The organism is Streptomyces dangxiongensis (assembly GCF_003675325.1).
GTDB lineage: Bacteria > Actinomycetota > Actinomycetes > Streptomycetales > Streptomycetaceae > Streptomyces > Streptomyces dangxiongensis.
In genome coordinates, this window is the sequence record NZ_CP033073.1 from 319,879 (window position 1) to 341,581 (window position 21,703).

15 protein-coding genes and 1 pseudogene are annotated in these 21,703 nt (G+C 74.0%); 10 read left to right on the forward strand and 6 right to left on the reverse strand.

The annotated features are described in order from the left end of the window. Positions 1-82: 82 nt before the first annotated feature. Positions 83-1,271, reverse strand: a pseudogene (locus tag D9753_RS01885) (lycopene cyclase family protein). A 243-nt stretch (positions 1,272-1,514) separates the two neighbouring features. On the opposite strand from D9753_RS01885, the gene D9753_RS01890 reads away from it, so the two are divergent. Genes D9753_RS01890 through D9753_RS01905 form a run of 4 tightly spaced genes read left to right on the forward strand, consistent with a single transcriptional unit; the run spans position 1,515 to position 6,590 of the window. Continuing rightward, a complete protein-coding gene (locus D9753_RS01890; protein WP_163010589.1) occupies positions 1,515-3,026 on the forward strand; it encodes a polyprenyl synthetase family protein in 1,512 nt (503 codons plus the stop codon). Next, positions 3,023-4,564 (forward strand): phytoene desaturase family protein, encoded by a 1,542-nt coding sequence (gene crtI, locus D9753_RS01895; RefSeq protein ID WP_121785420.1) that lies wholly within the window; start codon positions 3,023-3,025, stop codon positions 4,562-4,564. Before D9753_RS01890 ends, crtI begins: the two co-directional genes overlap by 4 nt. Then, a complete protein-coding gene (locus D9753_RS01900; RefSeq protein ID WP_121785421.1) occupies positions 4,561-5,583 on the forward strand; it encodes a phytoene/squalene synthase family protein in 1,023 nt (340 codons plus the stop codon). Before crtI ends, D9753_RS01900 begins: the two co-directional genes overlap by 4 nt. Continuing rightward, positions 5,580-6,590 (forward strand): DUF5914 domain-containing protein, encoded by a 1,011-nt coding sequence (locus tag D9753_RS01905; protein WP_121785422.1) that lies wholly within the window; start codon positions 5,580-5,582, stop codon positions 6,588-6,590. Before D9753_RS01900 ends, D9753_RS01905 begins: the two co-directional genes overlap by 4 nt. 51 nt (positions 6,591-6,641) lie before the next feature. Here the strand turns inward: D9753_RS01905 and D9753_RS01910 are convergent, their stop codons facing one another. From D9753_RS01910 to D9753_RS01930, 5 genes are all read right to left on the reverse strand, one after another. Next, positions 6,642-8,717, reverse strand: coding sequence for a SpoIIE family protein phosphatase (locus D9753_RS01910; protein ID WP_121785423.1), 2,076 nt, complete (start codon positions 8,715-8,717; stop codon positions 6,642-6,644). Between the two features lie 585 nt (positions 8,718-9,302). Further along, entirely contained in the window at positions 9,303-10,097 is a 795-nt protein-coding gene (locus D9753_RS01915) for an amino acid kinase family protein (RefSeq protein ID WP_121785424.1), read from the reverse strand. Positions 10,098-10,111: 14 nt separating this feature from the next. Continuing rightward, positions 10,112-11,818, reverse strand: a complete 1,707-nt coding sequence (locus tag D9753_RS01920; RefSeq protein WP_121785425.1) for a carbamoyltransferase N-terminal domain-containing protein — start codon at positions 11,816-11,818, stop codon at positions 10,112-10,114. A 40-nt stretch (positions 11,819-11,858) separates the two neighbouring features. Further along, the gene (locus tag D9753_RS01925; protein WP_121785426.1) at positions 11,859-12,332 is read right to left on the reverse strand and encodes a GNAT family N-acetyltransferase; all 474 of its coding nucleotides are present in this window, start codon (positions 12,330-12,332) and stop codon (positions 11,859-11,861) included. Positions 12,333-12,438: 106 nt separating this feature from the next. Beyond that, positions 12,439-13,248 (reverse strand): SDR family NAD(P)-dependent oxidoreductase, encoded by an 810-nt coding sequence (locus tag D9753_RS01930; protein WP_121785427.1) that lies wholly within the window; start codon positions 13,246-13,248, stop codon positions 12,439-12,441. Positions 13,249-13,785: 537 nt separating this feature from the next. On the opposite strand from D9753_RS01930, the gene D9753_RS01935 reads away from it, so the two are divergent. The 6 genes from D9753_RS01935 (at position 13,786) to D9753_RS01960 (ending at position 21,702) form a co-directional block, all read left to right on the forward strand. Further along, positions 13,786-15,399: an MBL fold metallo-hydrolase gene (locus D9753_RS01935; protein ID WP_240467998.1), complete on the forward strand. Its 1,614-nt coding sequence runs from the start codon at positions 13,786-13,788 to the stop codon at positions 15,397-15,399. Positions 15,400-15,420: 21 nt separating this feature from the next. Continuing rightward, complete coding sequence (locus tag D9753_RS01940) at positions 15,421-16,218, forward strand: thioesterase II family protein (RefSeq protein WP_121785428.1); 798 nt, start codon at positions 15,421-15,423, stop codon at positions 16,216-16,218. Then, on the forward strand, positions 16,215-16,985 hold the full coding sequence (locus D9753_RS01945; protein WP_163010590.1) for a thioesterase II family protein: 771 nt from the start codon (positions 16,215-16,217) through the stop codon (positions 16,983-16,985). The genes D9753_RS01940 and D9753_RS01945 overlap by 4 nt, the downstream gene beginning before the upstream one ends. Positions 16,986-17,069: 84 nt before the next feature. Further along, positions 17,070-18,764 carry an ABC transporter transmembrane domain-containing protein gene (locus D9753_RS01950; RefSeq protein WP_240467999.1) on the forward strand — a complete coding sequence of 565 codons (1,695 nt, stop codon included), beginning with the start codon at positions 17,070-17,072 and terminating at the stop codon, positions 18,762-18,764. A 49-nt stretch (positions 18,765-18,813) separates the two neighbouring features. Further along, positions 18,814-20,568 (forward strand): ABC transporter ATP-binding protein, encoded by a 1,755-nt coding sequence (locus tag D9753_RS01955; protein WP_121785430.1) that lies wholly within the window; start codon positions 18,814-18,816, stop codon positions 20,566-20,568. 51 nt (positions 20,569-20,619) lie between these two features. Beyond that, positions 20,620-21,702: an ornithine cyclodeaminase family protein gene (locus tag D9753_RS01960; RefSeq protein ID WP_121785431.1), complete on the forward strand. Its 1,083-nt coding sequence runs from the start codon at positions 20,620-20,622 to the stop codon at positions 21,700-21,702. Position 21,703: the final 1 nt, after the last annotated feature.

The window sequence follows — 21,703 nt, forward strand, 5'->3', positions numbered from 1 at the left end:
TCGGGCAGGGCGGCTGGACGGGCGGGTCGGTCCGAGGGGCGGCGGAACGAGCGGGCCGGGTGGAGGGGGGCGGGGTGGGTGGTCAGTCGAAGGGGCGGCGGGGCAGGCCCCGGCAGTTCGCACGCCGAGCGCAGCATCGGACCGATCGGGGTGCGCAGGCCGATGGCCAGGTCCTCGCGCAGGTGGGTGCGCCCGTCGAGGAACCGCAGGAGCGTGGGCATGGGCACGTGGCGGAACAGCCCGCAGAACAGGGCGGGTCCGTCGACCCGGCCGCTGGCCAGGGCGCGCAGCAGTACGGCGTCCATGGCGCGCGAGCGGGCGGAGTGGGCCGGGGGCGGCACCGGCCGGCGTCCGCGGCGCAGAGCCGCGGCGACAGCCCGCGTCTGGCGTTGCAGGCCGGAGAAGGTGTAGCCGGTGGCCGGGCGGGTGGCGCCGCCGGCGGCGCCGATACGGAAGACCGAGGCGCCGACCTGACGTGGCATCGGGGCATCCGTCATCGGGATGACCCCGGTCTCGGTGGCGAGGACCTGTAGGTCGCCGAGCCGCAGTACGTCGTGCGTGTACTGCCGTACCGCCGCCTCGTACCCGCTGTCGGTGAGGAGCCGCGGTGAGAACTCGGTGTACTCCACTAGGGCTTCGTGCGGTCCGGTGGGCAGTACGTAGCCGAACGACAGGCCGTCGGCGGGCTGAGGGGTGCGGAAGTCCATCAGGTCCGCGGTGGCGGCGTCGAAGACCGGGGCGGCGGTGCGGACGAACCAGCCGTGGAAGTGCTGGAGCAGGGTGGTGCGGGCGGCGGGCAGGCTGCCGAGCGGCCGGGAGTCGAACACCCAGCGGGCGTCGAGGACCTGTGGTGTGCCGTCGGTGTTCCGGAGCCGGACGCGGGCCCCGGCGGGCACGTCCTCCACCGTCTCGACGGCTGCCTCCAGCCGTCGTACGCGGGGGCTGCGCGCCAGGTCCCTGCCGACCAGTTCCTCGAAGTCGTCGGAGCGGATCATCTTGTACCGCAGCGGCCCGAGGTCCCCTTCGAGCGGGCGTCCCGCCGGCGGCCGTACCCGCAGGTGCTGCCAGGACGCCGTCACCGCCGCGTCGAAACGGCCACGGCCCGCCCCCCAGAAGCACCAGGTGCGGCGGGGTGGGCGCAGCGGGCCGGGCGGCGCGTCGACCAGGACGACGGACGGCGTGCGCGGTCCCGGCGCGTGTCCGGCCAGCCGGTGGGCCAGGGACAGGCCCGCGGCTCCCGCCCCGACGACGGCCACCTCCGCCTCCACCACGACGGCTCCTTCCGTGCTGCGGGTCCGGGTACGCGTCGCGCACCCTGCCCCTGTTCCCGCCCAGGTGCCCGAACGGATGCGGGTCACTCGTATGCGACACGCGTCGGCCACGGTGCGTGAGGGATGTGGAAGGCATCGTCACAAGCGGTCCGTCACGCCTCGGCCCGTACCGCATCCGCGTCCGGCCCCCACGCCGAAGACGTGGTGACGAACTGCTCTGTGATCAGGACGAGAGGAACCGGGATGCGCCCCACACAGGCGAAGGAACACCATGCGGTCGCACCGCCACCCGTCCCGCGCCCGGTGCCGCTGTCGGGTTCCCCCGTCCGGGTGCGCCCGGACGGCGCAACCGGCGAGGCCCGTGGCTCGATCCCGCCGGACCCGGGGGACGCGCGCGTCGTCGACGCGGACGTGCCCGCCGCCGTGGGCCGGGTACTGGACCTCTTCCTGGCCGACCGGGTCGCCCGCGCCCGCGCCATGGACGTCCTGTTCGCCGAGGAACTGGCCGGGAGGGTCGTACGGTTCACCCGGACCGGGGGCAAACGGGCCCGCTCCCAGTTGCTGTGGTGGTCGCTGCGTGCCTGCGGCGGCGCCGGGGAGCCGCTGGTGGGAGCGGCCCTGCGGATCGGCGCCGCGCTCGAACTCCTGCAGACCTGCGCCCTGGTGCACGACGACGTGATGGACGGCTCGGCCCGTCGCCGCGGCCGGCCGGCGCTGCACGCCGAGCTGAGCGCCCAGTACACCGGGGCGGCCTCCCCCCGGCGCGTCAGCCGCTTCGGGGAGGCGGCCGGGCTGCTGGCCGGCGATCTGGCGCTCGCCTGGTCGGACGACCTGGTGGCCGAGACACCGCTCGACCCGGTGCGGGCGTCCGCCGTGCGCCGCCTGTGGAGCGACATGCGCACGGAGATGGTGGCCGGTCAGTATCTCGACGTACAGGGGCAGATCACGGGCGCGTACTCCCTGTCCCGGGCCCTGCGGGCGGCCTGTCTCAAGAGCGCCCGGTACTCCGTCGAACGGCCCTTGGCCCTGGGCGCCGCGCTGGCGGACGCGGACGACGCCACGACGCGCGCGCTGCGCTCGGCCGGCCGCTGTGCCGGCATGGCGTTCCAGCTACGGGACGACCTGGACGACGTCTTCGGTGACCCCCGGCGGACCGGGAAACCCTGTGGCGGTGACATCCGCGAGGGCAAACCGACGTATCTGGTCGCTCTGGCCCGGGTGCGCGCCGAGACCACCGGCGACCACTCCTCCCTGAGCGTCCTGCGCCGCTCGCTGGGCGACGCGGGCCTGGCGGGGCCTGATCTGGACCGGGTACGGGAGGTGCTCACCGGCACGGGCGCCCGGGCGACGGTCGAGGCGAGGATCGGCCGGCTGATCGCCCAGGGCCTGCACCACCTCGACGATGCCCGCCTCGAACACGAGCCCGGCACCCGGCTCCGCCACCTGCTCGCCACCGCGGCCGACAGCCCGAGACCGACGGGCGGCGGGCCACCGCCGCCGGGTGCGGACGGCGGGTCGGCTTCCGGGGACGGCGGGCCGGTATCGGCGGACGGCGGGCCGGTATCGGCGGACGGCGGGCCGGTATCGGCGGACGGCGGGCCACCGCGGCCGTCCGCGGGCGACGGACCGGTATGCGCGGGCGGCGGGCCGGAGCCCGTGCGGCCCGGTGGTTGCGGTCCGCGACCCGGGGACGGTGCGGGCGTGTCCGTGTCGGCGTTGCTGGCCGGCTCGGGTGCGAAGGAGTGCGGACGATGACGCGTACGCTGCCCGGGCCCAGCGATCACGTCGTGGTCGTGGGAGCCGGCCTGGCCGGGCTGTCGGCCGCGCTGCACCTGCTGGGCGCCGGACGCCGCGTCACCGTCGTCGAGCGGGACCCGCTGCCCGGCGGCCGGGCCGGACGTCTCGACCTGGGCGGCTACCGGATGGACACCGGCCCGACCGTGCTGACCATGCCCGACCTGGCCGACGAGGCCTTCGCGGCCGTCGGTGACAGCCTGTACCGGCGGGTCGACCTGGTGCCCCTGCACCCCGCCTACCGGGCCCGCTTCGCGGACGGCGCCACCCTCGACGTGCACACCGGCGCCGACGCGATGGCGGCGGAGGTGGAACGGTTCGCCGGGGCCCGCGAGGCGGCGGGCTACCGACGGCTGCGCGACTGGCTGGAGAAGCTGTACCGGGCGCAGATGCGCCGGTTCATCGACGCCAACTTCGACTCCCCGCTCAACCTGCTGACCCCCGACCTGGCCCGGCTGGCCGCACTCGGCGGCTTCGGCCGGCTGGATGCCCGGATCGGGCGTTTCCTCACCGACGAGCGGCTGCGCCGGGTGTTCTCCTTCCAGGCCCTGTACGCGGGGGTGCCGCCCGCCCGCGCCCTGGCCGCGTACGCCGTCATCGCCTACATGGACACCGTCGCCGGCGTGTACTTCCCCCGGGGCGGCATGCACGCCCTGCCGCGGGCCATGGCGGACGCCGCCGCCGACGCGGGCGCCGACCTGCGGTACGGGCAGGAGGTGCTCCGGCTGGAACGCTCGGGGGCGCGCGTCACCGCCGTCGTCACCGGCCAGGAGCGCATCCCCTGCGACAGCGTGGTCCTCACCCCGGACCTCCCGGTCGCCTACCGGCTCCTCGGCCGCCGCCCCCGCCGCCCGGTGCGCCTGCGCCACTCGCCGTCCGCCGTGGTGCTCCACCTGGGAACGGACCGCACCTGGCCACAACTGGCCCACCACACCATCTCCTTCGGCGCGGCCTGGCGCACCACGTTCGACGAACTCACCCGCACCGGGCGGCTGATGAGCGATCCCTCCCTGCTCATCACCCGGCCCACCGCCACCGATCCCGGACTCGCTCCCCCGGGCCGGCACCTGCACTACGTCCTCGCGCCCTGCCCCAACACCGACATCGGGCCGGACGCCGTCGCGTGGGGCGAACTCGGCCCCCGCTACCGGCAGACGCTGCTGCGGGAGCTGGAACGGCGCGGCCTGGACGGCATCGGGGCCGCCGTCCAGGAGGAGTGCCTCGTCACCCCGGCCACCTGGCGAGCCGCGGGCCACGCCGCCGGGACGCCCTTCTCGGCCGCCCACACCTTCGCCCAGACGGGACCGTTCCGCCCGCGCAACCTGGTGCGGGGCACCGAGAACGCCGTCCTCGCCGGCTGCGGCACGACACCGGGCGTCGGCGTGCCGACCGTACTGGTGTCCGGGAAGCTCGCCGCCGCGCGGATCACCGGCCTGCCGCGCCCCGCGCCCACCCGGCCACGCACCCCGCCCCAGCCCCTGGAGGAAAGCACCGTATGACGGACCGTGAACTGGACGCGGCGGGGATCGGCGATCCGGCGCTGCGCGCGGCCTACCACCACTGCCGCGCGCTCAACGCCCGGCACGGCAAGACCTACTTCCTCGCCACCCGGCTGCTGCCGGTCGAGCGCCGGCCCGCCGTGCACGCCCTGTACGGCTTCGCCCGCTGGGCCGACGACATCGTCGACTCCCTCGACCCCGGTGTGGACACCGAGCGGCGCGGCCAGGTGCTGGGGGAGCTGCGGCGGAGCCTGGACCGGGGGCTGCGCGACGGACACGGCCGCGAGCCGGTGGTCCTGGCGCTCGCCGACACCGCACGCCGCTACGGCATCGAGCACGCCCATTTCCGGGACTTCATGTCGGCGATGAGCGCGGACCTGGTGGTGACCGACTACGCCACCTATGCCGACCTGCGCGGTTACACGCACGGCTCGGCCGCGGTGATCGGGTTGCAGATGCTGCCGGTGCTGGGGACGGTCGTTGCGCGCGAGGAGGCCGCGCCGTACGCCGCCGCCCTGGGCGTCGCCTTCCAACTGAGCAACTTCCTCCGCGACGTGGGAGAGGACCTGGACCGGGGGCGCGTCTATCTGCCCGCCGATCTGCTCGCCGGTCACGGAGTCGACCGGGATCTGCTGCGGTGGAGCCGGGACACCGGGCGGCACGACCGCCGCATCACGGGCGCGCTGCGTGAGTTCGAGGCGCTGACCCGCGGCGTCTACCGGGAGGCGGCGCCCGGCCTGGCGATGCTGGATCCGGTGTCCCGCCCGTGCATCCGTACCGCGTTCGTCCTGTACGGCGGCATCCTGGACGCGGTCGCCCGGGACGGGTACGCGGTGCTGCACCGCCGTGCGGCGGTCGGGCAGCGGCGCCGGGCCGCGGTCGCCGCCGACGGGCTGGTCCGGGTGTTCGCCGCCCGGCTGGCGGCGCGGCGCCGGCCGGGGCGTCCCGCGGCGCCGAGCCCGCTCAGCCCCGCCGTGCGCGGCACCTCGTGCCCGCCGGTCGCGAAGGGGGTCGCGTGAACCCCGTTCCGCCCGGCCGGCGCGGCCGGCTGCCGTTGTCGCTGCGGCGGCGCCCGGTGCCGTGGGAGCGTCCGCGGCCCACCTGGCGGGAGGCCAGGCCCGCGGTGATCGCACAGGCCCTGAAGCGGGCCCTGGCCCGTCCGTCCGGCAACTGGTACGTGGTCGGTGCCTCCCGCGCCCTGCGCGCCGACCGGCCGCTCGCGCGGACCGTGGCGGGGCAGGAGGTGGTCGTCTGGCGCGGCGCCGACGGCCGTCCCGTGGGCGGTCCCGGCATCTGCCCCCATCTCGGCGCACCGTTGCGGGACAGTCCCGTGCGCTGCGGCACCCTGGTCTGCCACTGGCACGGGCTCGCCCTGGACGGGGGCCCGTCCGCGGGCTGGTCCCCCCTGCCGGTGCACGACGACGGCGTCCTGGTGTGGGTGCGGCTGGACGAGGCCGGCGGTGAGGCGCCGCTGGACGCGCCGGTCGTCGCGCCGAGGCCCGAGCGGGCGCGTGCGCTGACGGCCGTCTACACCGGGCTGGGTGTGTGCGAGACCGAGGATGTCATGGCCAACCGGCTGGACCCGTGGCACGGCGCTTGGTTCCACCCGTACTCGTTCGTGGATCTGACGGTGGTCGGATCGCCCGACGGCGCGGGCGCCGACGACGCCTTCACCGTCGACGTCTCCTTCAAGGTGGCGGGACGCCTGGTCGTACCGGTGCGGGCGGTGTTCACGGCCCCCGAACCGCGTACGGTCGTCATGCACATCACCGAGGGTGAGGGGCGGGGGTCCGTGGTCGAGACCCATGCCACGCCGCTCGGGCCCGACGAGCGGGGCCGGCCGCGCACGGCGGTCGTCGAGGCCGTGATGGCCGCCTCGGACCGGCCGGGCTTCGCCGTCGCCCGCCGTGCGGCCCCCCTCCTTCGTCCGCTGGTGCGGGCGGCGGCGGGGCGGCTGTGGCGGGACGACCTCGCCTACGCCGAGCGCCGCTGGCGGCTGCGCTCCACGGGGCGCTTCCCCGGCTGAGGGCCGGCCGGGTGACGTACGGGCGCGGACGGATGTCCGGCGTCGCGGCCGTCACCGGGCCGACAGGGGCTGGGCGCGGGCGATGAGGAGGGCGACGTCGTCATGGCCGGCGGGGTGGCGCAACTGCCGCAGGAGCCGGTCGCAGGTGACCTCCGTGGAGCGGTCACGCGGTGCCAGGAGACGCAGGAGGTCCTCCAGCCGTTCGTCGATGGGGTCGTCGCGGGTCTCGACCAGCCCGTCGGTGTAGAGGACGAGCTGGTCGCCGGGTTCCAGGCCGAGCGTGGTCGTCTCGAAGGGGACGCCGCCTACTCCCAGCGGGATGCCGGTGGGCAGGTCGAGGAGTTCGGGCGGTCTGCCGGCGCGCATCAGCACGGGGGGCAGGTGGCCGGCGGAGGCCACGTGCAGCAGGGCCCGGTGGGGGTCGTAGACCGCGTACACGCAGGTGGCGATGTACGGGTCCAGACCGTGGGTGATCTTGTCGAGGTGGGTGAGGATCCGGGCCGGGTCCAGGTCGAGGTCGGCGAGGGTGGAGGTGGCGGTGCGCAGGCGGCCCATGGCGGTGGCCGCCGGGATGCCGCTGCCCATGACGTCGCCCACCGCGAGCGCGGTGCGGTCGCCGTCGAGGGGGATCACGTCGTACCAGTCGCCGCCGACCTCGCTGAAGGCCTGCGCCGGCCGGTACCGGGCGGCGACGTCCAGACCGGGATGGCGGGGCGAGAGCCTGGGCAGCAGGCTGCGCTGGAGGGTCTCGGCGGCGCTGCGGATGTGCTGGTGCAGGACGGCGTTGTCGATGCTCAGCGCGGCGGAGGAGGCCAGCTCGCAGGCGAGGGCCAGATCGTCGTCGTCGAACGGCTGCGGGTTGCGGGCGCGGGCCAGGCCCATCACCCCGATGACCTCTCCGCGGGCGATGAGCGGGACCGCCATGTCGGAGTGGACACCGGCCCGGGCCAGCAGGTGGGCGGCCTCGGGGTCGGAGGCGATACGGGCGTGATCCTCCAGATGGGTGATCAGGTGCGGGCGGCGGGTGCGGATGCAGTGGGCCGCCGGGTGGTCGGCGTGGTACGTGGTGAGGCGGCCGGGCGGGACGATGGCGTCGGCGGCGGCGGTGGGGTAGGCCGTCTTCACCGCCAGGGCGCGGAACAGCGCCGGGCCCTCCCCGACGTCCGGACGGCCCGTCTGCAGGACGGAGTCCAGGAGGTCCACCGCGACCATGTCGGCCAGGTCCGGCACGACGACGTCGGCCAGTTCCCGCGCGGTCCGCTCCACCTCCAGGGTGGTGCCGATCCGGGACGAGCCGTTGGCCACGAGACGCAGGCGCTGCTGGGCCTGGTCGGCCTTGCGGGCCGCCTCGTAGCGGTCGGTGACGTCGACGACCATGATGGCGATGCCCAGTACGTGCCCGTGGTGGTCCTCCAGCCGGTAGACCGACACCGCCCAGGCGTGATCGCGCTCCGGGTCGGCGGCGGTACGGCCCACCACCTGCCGGTCCACCACGGGGGCGCCGGAGGCGAGGACCTGCCGCATCACGGCCTCCGCGTCCAGGAAGGGTGCGCCGGACAGGACCTCGCGGAAGTCACGGCCCATGTGGCCGGCCTCGGAAACGCCGTGCATGGCCGCCAGGGCCGGGTTGACGGCCAGATACCGCAGGTCGTTGTCCAGCACGGCCAGCCCGATCGGGGCCTGGGTGACCAGCCGGGTGGACAGGGCCAGGTTGCGCTCCACCTGCCGCAGGGTGGTGCGGTCCGTGGCCAGTCCCAGGGCGTAGTGGTCGCCGAGGTTGTCCGTCAGCCGCATGTTGCGGAACTCGACCATCCGGGAGCTGCCGTCCTTGTGGCGGACGGGGAACGCCCCCGCCCAGCCCCGGCCCGTCGCCATCACGTCGGCGAACAGGGTGACCGCCGCGTCCTGGTTCTCGGGATGGAGGAGCAGCAGCGCCGCGTACTGCCCGACCGCCTCGCTGCGGGTGTAGCCGAACAGTTCCTCCGCCTGCGGGCTCCACATGTCGATCCTGCCGTCGGCCTCCAGCAGCACCGCGGCGACGCCCAGCAGATCCATCAGCCCGCTCGGGTCCACCGCGCCGCCCTCCGGACGGTCCGCCCGCTGTGGGCGCCGCCGCGCTCCTGTCATCGCACTCGCTCCTTCCGCCCGCCGGCCTCACCGGTGTGCCCGCCGCACCGCGCAGTCGGGTGACACGGACTTCCCGCAGGTCAGCAGCCGCACCCACGATGCGGTACGGGACCTAGGGCGGCCGGGGGGACGCGCCGGGAAGGGTCCCGCGACCTACCCCGGCCCCCATGTCCCGGACACCGGACACACGACCCATGGAGCGCTCACCTCACCGTTCCGGCCGACACTCCACTTCTACCCCTCCCCAGCACCGGGTGTCCCGCGGGAAGGGGAGGGCAGGGAAGACGGGCACGGCGTGCCGAGAGGCGGTCGCGGCCGCGGCTCGGCAGCGGGACGCCGGTAGCCATGCCTCGGCAGCGGGACGCCGATGATGGCGGCTCGACAGCACGGCGCCGGAGATGGCAGCTCGGCAACAGGGCGCCGAGGGTGGCGGCTCGGCAACAGGGCGCCGACGACGGCCGCTCGGCAGCCCGGCGCCGGTGGTGGCAGGCCCCCGCCTGTCGGCGTGTCCCCGCCACCCGGCCGGCGGACGTTCCGGCGCCCGGGACTCGCGCCGCTTACGCGGACGCGCCCTGCCCCACCTCGCTACCGCCGGCCGACCCGCGGCAGCTTCCGGACGCCGGGGCCCGTAGGCGCTCCCTCCCGGGCCTCCTCCGCCACCCACCGGTCCGTGGGGTTCTCCGAGGAGCGGGGAGCGTGGGTGTGGGCCCCGCCCACCTCGTCCGGCGTCGGGGTGTCCAGGCCGTACAGGGTCCGCAGCAGGACGTGGGGTACGGCCATGTCGAGCAGTGTCGCCCCGGCCGGGCCGGCCGGCTCCGCGTCCGAGGGCAGCAGGAGTCGGCGGGCGCTCAGGTGGGTCGCGAGCAGGCGGGCCGCCGTCACCACGTCGGCGGGGTGGGGTCCGTGCTCACCGTGTGCGACGGCGGCGACCACGGGGACGCGCCCGTCGTCGAGCAGCGTGCGCAGGACGCCGGGGTCGGCCACGAGGTCGCCCGAGGCCGTGCGGGTGAGCGTGTGGCCGTCCTCGCCCGTGATGCCGACGGCCAGCGGGCCGTGGGCGTTGACGAGGCCGACGAGGCGACGCTGCACCAGGCCCGCGGCCACCGTGCGCAGGGCGGTGCCCTCGTCCTCGCCGGGGGCCCGCCGGACCGGCTCGGCGCCGGCGTCGTGGACGACGACCGGCCGGGCGCCGCTGTACCGAAGGAACGCGAGGTCCTGGGCGAACGCCTCGCCGAGCGCGCCGGGGGTGAGCACGGCGCGCCCGGCGACGACGACCACGGCACCGCCGTACAGGGAGCTGATCCCCGGCAGGACGCCGACGAGGGCCCCCACGGTGCGCAGCGCCTCGCGTTCCGCACCCCCGGCCGCCGTGCCGGCCACGGACGGGTGCCGGATCAGGCGCCCCTGCGGTGGTGGAGCACCCCGTCGCTCCAGATCCTGTCCACCCTGCCCCAGGCCATGGCGGAGGCGACGTCCGGGAAGAAGCCGTGTCCGTTGAGGTTGGCGCTGGTGTTGCACAGGACGGGGACGCCGCTGAGCCGGTGGTAGGCGGTCAGCACCTCCGCCAGGAAGGGGTCGTCGTCCCGGGAGACGGTCTGGAGCCGTGCCGTGCCGTCGAGATGGACGATCGCCGGGACCCGGTCGAGCCATTCGGGACGCACTTCGTGCTCGAACAGCATGTACGGGTCGGGGGTGCCGGGGGCGAAGACGGCCGGGGCCTCCTCGACGAGGCAGATCGGGGCGACCGGGCGGTAGGGTTCGCGGTCCTTGACCCGGTTCAGTTCGTCCTTCATCTCCGCCCGGGTGGGCGCGGCCAGGATGCTGCGGCCCCCGAGGGCCCGTGGTCCCAGCTCGGCGCGCCCCTGGAGGACGACCACGGGCCGGCCCGACTCGTGGATCTCCCGTGCGAGTTCGGCGGGGGTGCACGGCGTCGCGGTCCAGCCGTCGGGTGCCTGCGGGCTGGGCTGGAGGGCCGGGCCCAGCCGTACGTGCCAGTCGACGTGGCGCAGGCCCTCGTGCCGGGCCCGGCCGAGCACGGCGGCGCCGATCGCCGAGCCGGAGTCGTTGGGGAACGGCGGTACCCAGACGTCGGCGAACTCCGGGAGGGCGCGCAGCGCGTTGTTCCACTTGATGTTCAGGGCGCAGCCGCCGGCGAAGCACAGGTTCCACGGCCCGGTGCCGCGCGCCGCGCGGACCTTCTGGGCGATGCGTTCCAGGAGGAGTTCCTGGAAGAAGGTGTGGACGCTGGCGAGGACGTCCTCGTCGGCGATGCCCTGGGGCTCCACCCGGTCGCGTACGGCCTGGAAGAACGTGTGGACGGGAGGCACCGACGGTTCGAAGAGGCTGCCGTAGCCGCCGACCGCCCGGCGGTACTCCACGGACTCCGGCAGGTCGCTCTCGAAGACCCGGTGGAACTCCTCGCGCAGCGCGGTCAGTACGTCCTCGTGCGACTGTCCGAGCGCGATGTACGCCATCAGTTTGCCGGCCACCGAGAGGTCGTCCACCGTCGGTGACTGGACCTCGCGGCGGAACGGGCCGAAGTGGTGGCCGGCGATGGCGTAGGCGTGGCCGAGCAGCGGGAAGAGTTCGCCGAGGTTCTCCACGCCGGTGTCGGGGTCGACCCAGTACAGGCGCGGGAAGAGTCCGCCGTCCCAGACGAGCACGAACGACGGCTCGCCCCGCCGGGCGAAGGGGCTGGAGCAGTAGGCGCTCGCCAGGTGACCGGCGGCGTGCGCGTAGCTCGTGTACGGGTAGGAGCGGCCGTCCATCGGGAACTCACCGGATGCCCCCGGCGCGGCCAGGTCGGGGCAGGCCGCCGATTCCCGGTAGGGTCCGACGGCCAGTTCCACCGGGACGGAGGAACTCAGCAGGGAGACCACGCCCGAGACGTCGCCGTCCCAGCCGTCGACGACCCATTCATCGACGTCCCGTGGCTTGTAGCCGAAATCGGCGAGAATTCCGGGGATCTGACTGAGGTCGGAGACGGTGCTGTAGCGCAGACCGTTTCCTATCTTTTCCATCTCGACGCTGAAAACGAGGCGATCGTCGTCGATCAGGGCCACCGCTCCGTCGTGCGTGAGCTTGAGTCCGCAGATAATCAATTTTCCACTCCCTGATCATCCTGAAGCAATGGCCCCAGTGTTACCGGTCATCGAGTCGCAGACAATAGAGAGACGACTTGCGGCCGGAGGGGGACAGGCGCCGCCATTCTTCTGGGGCGGAGTCCGGGTCGATCTCCTGAAAGCCATGCCGCGTGAACCAGGCGCCCCCGTGTTTCGAGGCCGCGAGAATGCGGGCACGTCCGCTGTCGGCCGCCCGCCGGGCGGCGTGACGCAGCAGGGCCCGGCCGATTCCTCTGCCCTGGAACTCCGGCGAGACGCAGAGGTTGTATATGACCAGGCAGTGCGGCACCGGAAGCAGTCCCATGCAGCCTGCGAGGGTGGTCCTGTGCGCCACCGTTTCATGGGCCGCCGTTTCGCGGAGCGCCTTTTCGTGATCCGTCTTTTCGTGGACCGCCACAAGGAATTCGTCGATGTGCCGCGCGAAGGTGTCCGGCGAGCGTCTGAGCAGCCGGTCCGCGGCCGCGAAAGGCGCGGAGATCCGGGCCAGCTCCACGGCGTCCCCGGGATGCGCCCGCCGTACCGAGACCTCCTGGCCGGCCGGCCGGGGCCGGGCGTCGACCCCGGTTCCGCCGGGGCCGGGCCGGTCACCGGCCTGCGGATCACGAAGCATCGGGTTCGCCGCAGGCGCCCGGGCCGCCGTTCCGGTTTCCCGCGAAGCCCAGTCCGAAGGGCTGGTCGACGGGCATCAGCTCGATCATGTTGACGTTGACGTGCGGCGGCCGGTCCAGGCACCAGGCGATGCCCTGGGCCACGTCGTCGGCCGTGAGAGGGGTGACGCCGGCGTAGAGGGCCGCCGCGCGCGTCTCGTCCCCCTCGTAGCGGACCTGGGCGAACTCCGTCCTCGCCATGCCGGGCGCGACGCAACTGACCCGCACCCCGGTGCCCTGGAGGTCGACGCGCATGTTGAGGGAGAGCTGGTGGACGAACGCCTTCGTGGCGGCGTAGACGTTGCCGCCCAGGTAGGGGTACTCGGCGGCGATCGATCCGACGTTGACCACGTGTCCGTCGCCACGCGCGACGAGCCGGGGCAGCACGATTTCGGTCAGATTCAGCACACCTGTGACGTTTGTGTCGATCATTTCACGCCACTCCGGCGAGCCGCCCTCTTGGAGCGGGCCGAAGCCCTTCGACAGGCCCGCGTTGTTCACAAGCACCGAAATGTCGCGGTATTCGACCGGTAGCTCCGCGAGGGCTCTGGCCAGGGAGTCCGGGTCCCGCACGTCGGCGACCACAGGGAGAATGGCTCGATATGGATCCTCTTCGGCAAGCGTTTTGAGCCGTTCGGCGCGGCGGGCGAGGGCAATGACTGCGTATCCTCTCGCAGACAACACCTGCGCGATGCGCGCACCGAATCCGGACGAGGCGCCAGAAACCAACGCAGTGCCACGACGCTCCGTACCGTCCGACATATCCCTCTCGTTCCCCCTGCAACAGGTCGCAGAGTTTCACGTAGGCCTGCACCCCGTGTCAAGGTGCACTTCATGACCGGTCATGCAGCGGGTTCCCCGCGCGCCGGCCTCAAGAAGAGGATTTCGGGTCACGCGCTCTCCAGGAAAGGAAGTAGTGAAGAGAGCTTCACCGCATGACCACCCGTAACTTCTTGCCAGTCAATCACGCACACACACGACGTCGCCATGTGACGCACGTCACATGAGCAATCGGTGGCAGGCCCTTGAGGATCATGACTACAGTCGAAAGCTAAGCCTCAGCACTACAGCACGAAATCCTGCGGCGATAAAGGGCGGAAATCCAGCCTCGAACGCCCGGATCGAGAGCCTCGCGGGGGAACGGGGGAGTATGCCGGCCCATTTGTTCGGTGGCGCGGTACGAATCTCTCGTCCCAGGCCTGTGCCGCCCATTCACCACGGGGCCGGATCCGGATTTCGAAGACACCACAAGAGCCGACCCCCGTTGACCACCGGCCTCGACTCGCAAGGGAACGCAGCGTGCCCGTCATCCAGAAACGCCATCTTCGTGCCTCCGTCGTCGCGCAGCCGTTGCTGCACCGCTGGTACGCCTGGCCCTACCTCCTGGCACCGCACACCGGAGCACTGAACCTGCGCGAGAGGCTGCTTCCCATCCTCCGCAACTACGTCATGTCCCCGGCGCTGCACCGCAACGCCCTGGCGGACCCGGCCCGTTACGGCGGACCGTTCCTCAACCCGGGCAGCGCGGGCACCGCCGACGTGCAGGCACTGCTCGACGCCACCCTGCGGGACGCGCAGGCGCGACTCACCCTCGCGGACGACATCGACCGCCTGCGGGCCCTGCTGGCCGAACGGGCCACCGGCGGCCCCCTGGAGTCCCTGTACCCCGAGGTCCCCGAATCGCTGCGCGGCTGCGTGGAGTTGGTGTACGACACGGCCAACCACCCCTCCTTCCGCTTCTTCGAGTCGCTGCTGTACCGCTCCCCCGCGTTCGAGGAGCACGGCCAGACCCTGTCGCTGACCGCTGCCCCGCCGCGCGACCAGCCCTTCGTGTACGGCAGCCCCGTGCTGCCCTCGCCCGAGCGCCTCGACATCGGCGTACCGTTCTCCGCCGCCGTGTGGGACGACGTGTTCGCCGCCCGTCTCCAGCCCGTGGACACCCGGGAACTGGCCGAGCGGCTGGGCCTGGACGCCGCCGCGACGGCCGGCTTCGACGCGCTCTTCCACGACGAGACCCCCCGCACCCCGGACCCGGTCCCCGACGGCCAGGTCCGCATGCGCTACTTCGGGCACGCGACGGTCCTGGTGGAGACCTCGGCGGGCTGCGTCCTGCTCGACCCGCTGGTCGGCTACTCCGACGACGGGCACGAGCACTTCGCCCTCGCGGACCTGCCCCACCACATCGACGCCGTGGTGATCAGCCACTTCCACTCGGACCACTTCTCGCTGGAGACGCTCCTCCAACTGCGCACCCGCATCGGCACGATCGTGGTCCCGCGCGCCTCCGGCGGCACGCTCCAGGACCCCAGCCTGAAGGTGATGCTGGAGGCCCTGGGCTTCCGCCGGGTGGTGGAGCTGGGCGAGCTGGACATCCACCGGGCCGCCGAGGGACTGGACGTCATGGGCCTGCCCTTCATCGGGGAGCACGCCGACCTCGACATCCGCACCAAGATGGTGCCGCTGGTCCGCGCGCTCGGCCGTTCCTTCATGTTCGCCACCGACATCACGCCGATCGAGCCCGCCCTCTACGACCGGGTGCGCGACATCGTCGGCGAGGTCGACGCGCTGTTCGTCGGGCTCGAGTGCGTCGGCGCCTCCCTGAGCTGGCTCTACGGCCCGCTGATGGAGGCCAAGCTGACGCGCGAACAGAACCAGTCGCGGCGGCTGAAGGGCTCGGACGCCGCCATGGCGGACCGGCTGGCCCAGCAGGTGGGCGCCCGGCACGTGTACGCGTACGCCATGGGCCTCGAACCCTGGCTGAAGCACCTCACCGGCTCCGAGTTCGACGCCGACTCCGAACCGGTGCGCCAGAGCGGCCTGCTGGAGGAACTGTGCCGACGGCGCTCGGTCGGCTCGGAGCTGCTGTACCGGCAGGCCGAACGCATGTGGCCGGCCGCTGAGCCGCGCTCCTGAGCCCGCCGGGAACGCGCCGCGATGATGCCCTCTCCCCCCACCGCACGCCCGCTGCCCGCGCGGGAACTGGTGCGCCCCCGGCCACGGCCCGAGGCACCCGCCGTCCTGTACTGCTTCCCGCACGCCGGCGGCGCGGCCTCGGCCTACCGGCCCTGGCCCGCGGCCCTGCCGGACGGGATCGAGGTGGTGGCCGTCCAGCTCCCGGGGCGCGAGCACCGCATCACCGAACCGCCGTGCGTGGACCCCGCCCTGATCGCCGACGCCATCGGCGCCGATGTCGCGGCGCACGGCTCGCGGCCCTACGCCCTGTTCGGGCACAGCATGGGCGCCCTCCTCGCCTTCGAGGTGGCACGCACGCTGTCCGCCGGTGACCGGCTGCCGGGCCCCGCGCTGCTGGCCGTGTCGGGGATGGAGCACCCCGCCTCCGGGCGGCCCCGGCCCGCGCTGTCCGGGCTGCCCGAGGCGGAGCTGCTCGCCTGGGTGTCGGGCCTGGGCGGATCACCGGCCCAGGCGCTCGCCGACCCGCAGCTCCTGGAGATCCTGCTCCCCGTACTGCGGGCCGACCTCGCCTGGCTGGAGGGATACGTCCCGCGGCCTGCGCCCCGGCTGGCGTGTCCCCTCTCCGTCTTCGCGGGTGAGCGGGACGACCGGGTCGCGCTGGCGGGGCTCAGGGCCTGGGCCGGCGAGACGCGGGAGACCGCCACCGTACGCCGCTACCCCAGCGGCCACTTCTACGCGGCGGAACAACTGCGGCTGGTCTGCCGGGACCTGGCGGACGACCTCACCGACGCCCTGGACGGGCGCGGGGCGGTCCGGTGAGCGCGGGCGACCGGCGCGGGCTCGTCGAGTGGCAGCCGCCGGCCACGGCCCGGCTGCTCCTGGTGTGCCTGCCGCACGCGGGTTCTGGGGCCTTCCAGTTCCGTCAGTGGCAGGAGCTGGCCGGCCCCGGGATCGCCGTGGTCGCCGTACAGCTACCCGGGCGGGAGAACCGGTGGCGCGAGGAGCCGGCGACGCGTACCGAGGAGGTCGTCCGGGAACTGGTCCCGGTACTGGCCGCCCGGCTCGACCTGCCCTATCTCGTGTTCGGGCACAGCATGGGCGCCCTGCTCGGCTACGAGCTGGCGCGTGCCCTCGGTACCGGGTACGGGTCGTGGCCCGTCGGGCTCGTGGCCTCCGCCTGCCGTGCGCCGGACGCCCAGGGGGCGCCGACCGGGGCGGCGGCGATGAGCGACGGCGAGCTGGTGGCCGAGCTGGCCGAACACGGTGCCGTACCGGACTACGTGGCCGCCAGCGAGAAGCTGGTCCCCATCGTCGCCCGCCCCCTGCGCGCCGACCTCACCCTGTGCGACCACTACCGCCCGCCGGCCGCGGACGCCGTGCTGCCCTGCCCGGTCCACGCCTGGCGGGGCAGGGACGACCTCGGCGTCACGGACGAGCACGCCGGGCAGTGGCGCGCCTGGTCGGCCGCGCCGGCCGGCGTGCGCCGCTTCGACGGCGGGCACCTCTACCACCTCGACCGTCCCGACGAGGTCGTGGACGCGCTCCGCCGCCTCGGTGAGAGGGCCCTCGCGGGCGTGAGCGAGTAGCCCCGCGGCCCGTCTCCCGCCGGCCACCCGGCCGGCTCGCGCCCTGGTCCCCGAATCCACCGAGACACGTCAGAAGGAAGTGCGTTGCCGAGGAACGATCCACTGCCCGACACCGGAGAACCCGATCTCCGGTCGCCCCGGAGCTATCTGCTCTGGCTGCTGCGCCGGCAGGCCGGTACGGCGACGCTCGGGGTGTTCTGGGGCTGCCTGTGGATGGCCGGCATGGGACTCACCCCGCTGGCCGTCGGCGGGGCCGTCGACGCGATCAGCGACAAGGACACCGGGGGCCTCCTCGCCTGGACCGGGGTGGTCCTCGGGCTCGCTCTGCTGACCACCGCGGGCAGCGTGCTGCGGCACCGGTGCGACACCGTCGGGCGGCTGAAGGCGAACTACCTGACGGTCCGTCTCGTGGTACGGCAGGCGGTCACCCTGGGCGGCAGGCTGCGCGACCGCGTCGCCGACGGCGACATGGTGACCGTCGGCACCGCCGACATCACGCGGATCGGGGCGCTGCCCGGCGCGGTGGCCCGCGGCGCCGGCAGCGCGGTCACGATCGTCGTGGTGGCCGTCGTCCTGCTGTCCACCTCGCTGCCCCTGGGGCGGCTGGTGCTGCTCGGGGTGCCCGTCCTCCTGGCCGGCACGGGCCCGCTGCTGCGCCCCCTGCACCGGCGCGTCGGGCGGTACCGCGAGCTGGAGGGCGAACTGACCCGGCGGGCCTCGGACATCGTGACGGGCCTGCGGGTACTGCGCGGCATCGGCGGCGAACAGGCCTTCCGGGGGCGCTACCGCACGGACTCCCAGCGGCTGCGGCAGGCCGGCGTCGAGGTCGCCGAGGTGGAGTCGGTGCTCCCGGCCGCCGAGGTCCTGCTGCCCGGCGTGCTGGTGGTGGCCGTGGTCTGGGCCGGCGCCCGGCTCGCCCTCGCCGGTGACATCTCCCCCGGCGACCTGGTGGCCGCCTACGGCTACGCGGCGTTCCTGGTGCTGCCCATGCGGACCGTGACCTCGGCCGTGCAGGTGATCGTCGGCGCGAACGTGGCCGCCGGGCGCGTGGTCCGGGTGCTCGCCGTCGAACCCGACCCCACCGCGGGCACCGCACCGGCCGGCCTGCCGGACGCGCCCGACCTCCTCGACACCGCCACCGGGCTGACGGCGCGCCACGGCAGGCTCACCGCCGTCGTGTCCGCCACCCCGGAGCAGAACGCCGAGATCGCGGAGCGGCTCGGCCGCTACCGCGAGGGCGTGGTGACGTACGGCGGGGTGCCGCTGGACACCCTGCCGGTGGAACAGGTGCGCCGGCACATCCTGGTGGTGCGCAACAGCGACACGCTCTTCTCGGGAGTGCTCCGTGACGAGCTCGCCGCGGGCCGCACGGACGAGGAACTGGCCGCCGCGCTGCACACCGCCGGCGCCGAGGACGTCGTGGACGCGCTGCCCGACGGCCTCGGCAGCGTCCTCACGGAGCAGGGGAGCACCCTCTCGGGCGGACAGCGGCAACGGCTGCGGCTGGCCCGGGCCGTCGCGTCCGAGGCGCCCGTGCTGATCCTGGTCGACCCGACCAGCGCGGTGGACGCGCTCACCGAGGCGGGCGTCGCCCGGCGGCTTCGGCAGGCCCGCGCCGGGCGGACCACCGTGGTGATGAGTTCCAGCCCGCTGCTCCTGGACCAGGCCGACGAGGTGGCGTTCGTCGTCGACGGCAAGGTGGTCGGCACCGGCGCGCACCGCGACCTCGTGGCCCGCAACCCCCAGTACGCCGCCACCGTCCTGCGGGACGGCACATGACCGGCCGCGCCCCGCGCCGCTCGTCCGGCTTCCCGCGAAGGAGTGCGCAGTGAGTCTTCCGGTCGCCGACGCCCCGGCGGTACGCCGTCACGTCCGAGAACTGGTCAGGGGCCGCGCCGGCCTGCTCGGCCGGACGGTGACCTGGTTCGTCCTCGCCACCGCGTGCGGGCTGGTCGTCCCCGCGCTGCTCGGCCGTCTCGTGGAACAGGTGCAGCGGGACGTCTCCACCACCCGGGTGGACGTCATCGTCGCGGTGATCGCCGGACTGCTGCTGCTCCAGGGCGTGTTCACGAGGACGGCCCGGCTGCTCGGCGCCCGGCTCGGCGAGCAGGTGCTGGCGGACATCCGCGAGGGCTTCGTCCAGCGGGTGCTGGCGCTGCCCCTGTCCGCCGTGGAGAAGGCGGGCACCGGTGACCTGCTCACCCGCGGCACCCGGGACGTGGACTCGCTGTCCAGAGCCGTGCGCATGGGCGCCCCGTCGATCCTCGTCGCGGGCCTGTCCGTGCTGCTCACCTTCGTGGCGCTGCTGGTGACCAGCCCGCTCATGGCGCTGCCGTGCCTGGTGGCCGTGCCCCTGATCGCGGGATCGACGCGCTGGTACCTGAGGCGTGCGCGGGCGGCGTATCTGGCGGAGGCGGCCGGCTACTCGGACCTGACGCAGGGGCTGGCCGAGACCGTGGCGGGTGCCCGCACGGTGGAGGCGCTGGGCCTCGCCGAGCGGCGGATCCGCCGTACGGACGAGGACGTCCTGCGCTCCGAAGCCGCCGAGCACCGCACGCTCTTCCTGCGCAGCGTGTGGTTCCCGCTGATGGACTTCGGTTACGTCCTGCCGGTGGCGGCCACCCTGCTGTGCGGCGGTCTCTTCCACATCCACGGATGGGTGAGTCTCGGGGAGGTCACCGCGGCGACGCTGTACACCCGCGCGGTGATCGATCCGCTGGACGAACTGCTCGGCTGGCTGGACGAGCTGCAAGTGGGCGACGCCTCGCTGGCCCGCCTCGTCGGGGTGGGCACCACCGCGACCGGGGACACCGGCACCGGCCGCCGTCCGCAGGGCCGTCACCTGGCGGCGCACGAGGTCAGTTACGCCTACCGCGAGGGCCACGACGTCGTACGCGACGTGACCCTGCGGGTGCGGCCCGGTGAGCGGGTCGCCGTCGTCGGCCCCTCCGGGGCGGGCAAGTCGACACTCGGCCGTATCCTCGCGGGCATCCACCCGCCGCGCGGCGGGACGGTCACCATCGGCGACGTGCCGGTGACCGAACTCCCCCTGGAGGAGCTGCGGCGGCATGTCGCGCTGGTCACCCAGGAGCACCACGTGTTCCTCGGGACGGTCCGCGACAACGTCACGCTGCCGGTGCCGGACGCCACGGACGAGCAGGTGACGGCCGCGCTGGACGCGGTCGACGCCGGCGACTGGGTGCGCGGGCTGCCCGAGGGGCTCGACACCGGGATCGGCCCCGGCGGCCATGAGATCTCCCCCGCCCAGGCCCAGCAGCTCGCACTCGCCCGGCTGGTCCTCGCCGATCCGCACACGCTGGTGCTGGACGAGGCCACCTCGCTGCTCGATCCGCGCGCGGCCAGACACCTGGAACGTTCCCTGGCGGCCGTGCTGCGCGGCCGTACCGTCATCGCCATCGCCCACCGGCTGCACACCGCGCACGACGCCGACACCGTCCTCGTCATGGAGGACGGCCGCGTCACGGAGCGGGGCGCCCACGACGAACTGGTCGCCGCCGGCGGGGCCTACGCGGCCCTGTGGGACTCCTGGCACGGCCGAACCCCCGACACCCCCCGTACCTGAGCGCACCCGGACCCTCCGGCAGCGGAACACGAACCGGATCAGGAGAGTGACGTGAAACCGGACACCACCCACATCGTCGATGCCCCGGCGGTCGCCACGGTCGTCAGCGAGGTCGGCCTCGGCCGGCTGTACGACCTGGCGATCGAACGGCTGACCGAGGTACTCACCTCGAGCGGTCCCGCTCGCGCGGAAATGAAGACGCGCGACGGATTCCTGCTCACCACCCCCAGGCTGGGGTTGCTCGAATGGATGCCGGCGGTCCGCCACGGCACGACCGTCTCCATGAAGATGGTGGGCTACAACCCGCACAACCCCGTCAAGAACCAGCTCCCCACCATCCTCTCCACCCTGCTCGCCTTCGACGTCGAGTCCGGGCACCTGCGCGCGATCGTGGACGGCACCTTCGCGACGGCGATACGGACGGGGGCCGCGTCCGCGCTGGCCTCCCGGGCGCTGGCCCGGCCCGACAGCAGCGTGCTGGGGCTCATCGGCTGCGGCGCCCAGGCGGTGACGCAACTGCACGCCCTCGCCCGGGCCTTCCCGCTCACCGAGGTCCTGGTCTGCGACACCGACATCCGGGCGGAGAACACCTTCGCGGCCCGGGCGCGGATGCCCGACGGGCTGGTCCGGGTGGCCGAGCCGGCGGAGGTGGAGGAGCGCGCCGACATCCTGTGCACGGCCACCTCCGTCGCCCCCGACCAGGGGCCGGTGCTCCAGGGCACGTCCCTGCGGCCCTGGGTGCACATCAACGCGGTCGGCTCGGACATGCCGGGCAAGACCGAACTGCCCCTGGAACTGCTGCGCGACGCCGTCGTCGTCCCCGACCACCGGGAGCAGGCGATGGCGGAGGGCGAGTGCCAGCGGCTGCGCCCGGAGGAGATCGGCCCCTCGCTCACGGATCTGCTGACGGACCCCTCCCGGCAGGCGGAACTCCGCGACCGGCGCACCGTCTACGACTCGACCGGGCTGGCGCTCCAGGATCTCGTGATGGTGGAGCTGCTGGAGGAACTGGCCCGGGAAGCGGGGGCGGGACACCGGCTCGTGATCGAGGCGACCGCGCACGACCCGCAGGACCCCTACTCGTTCCTGCCCGAATCGGTCTCGCGGGCCCCGTGGCCCGCGCAGGAGGTGTGAC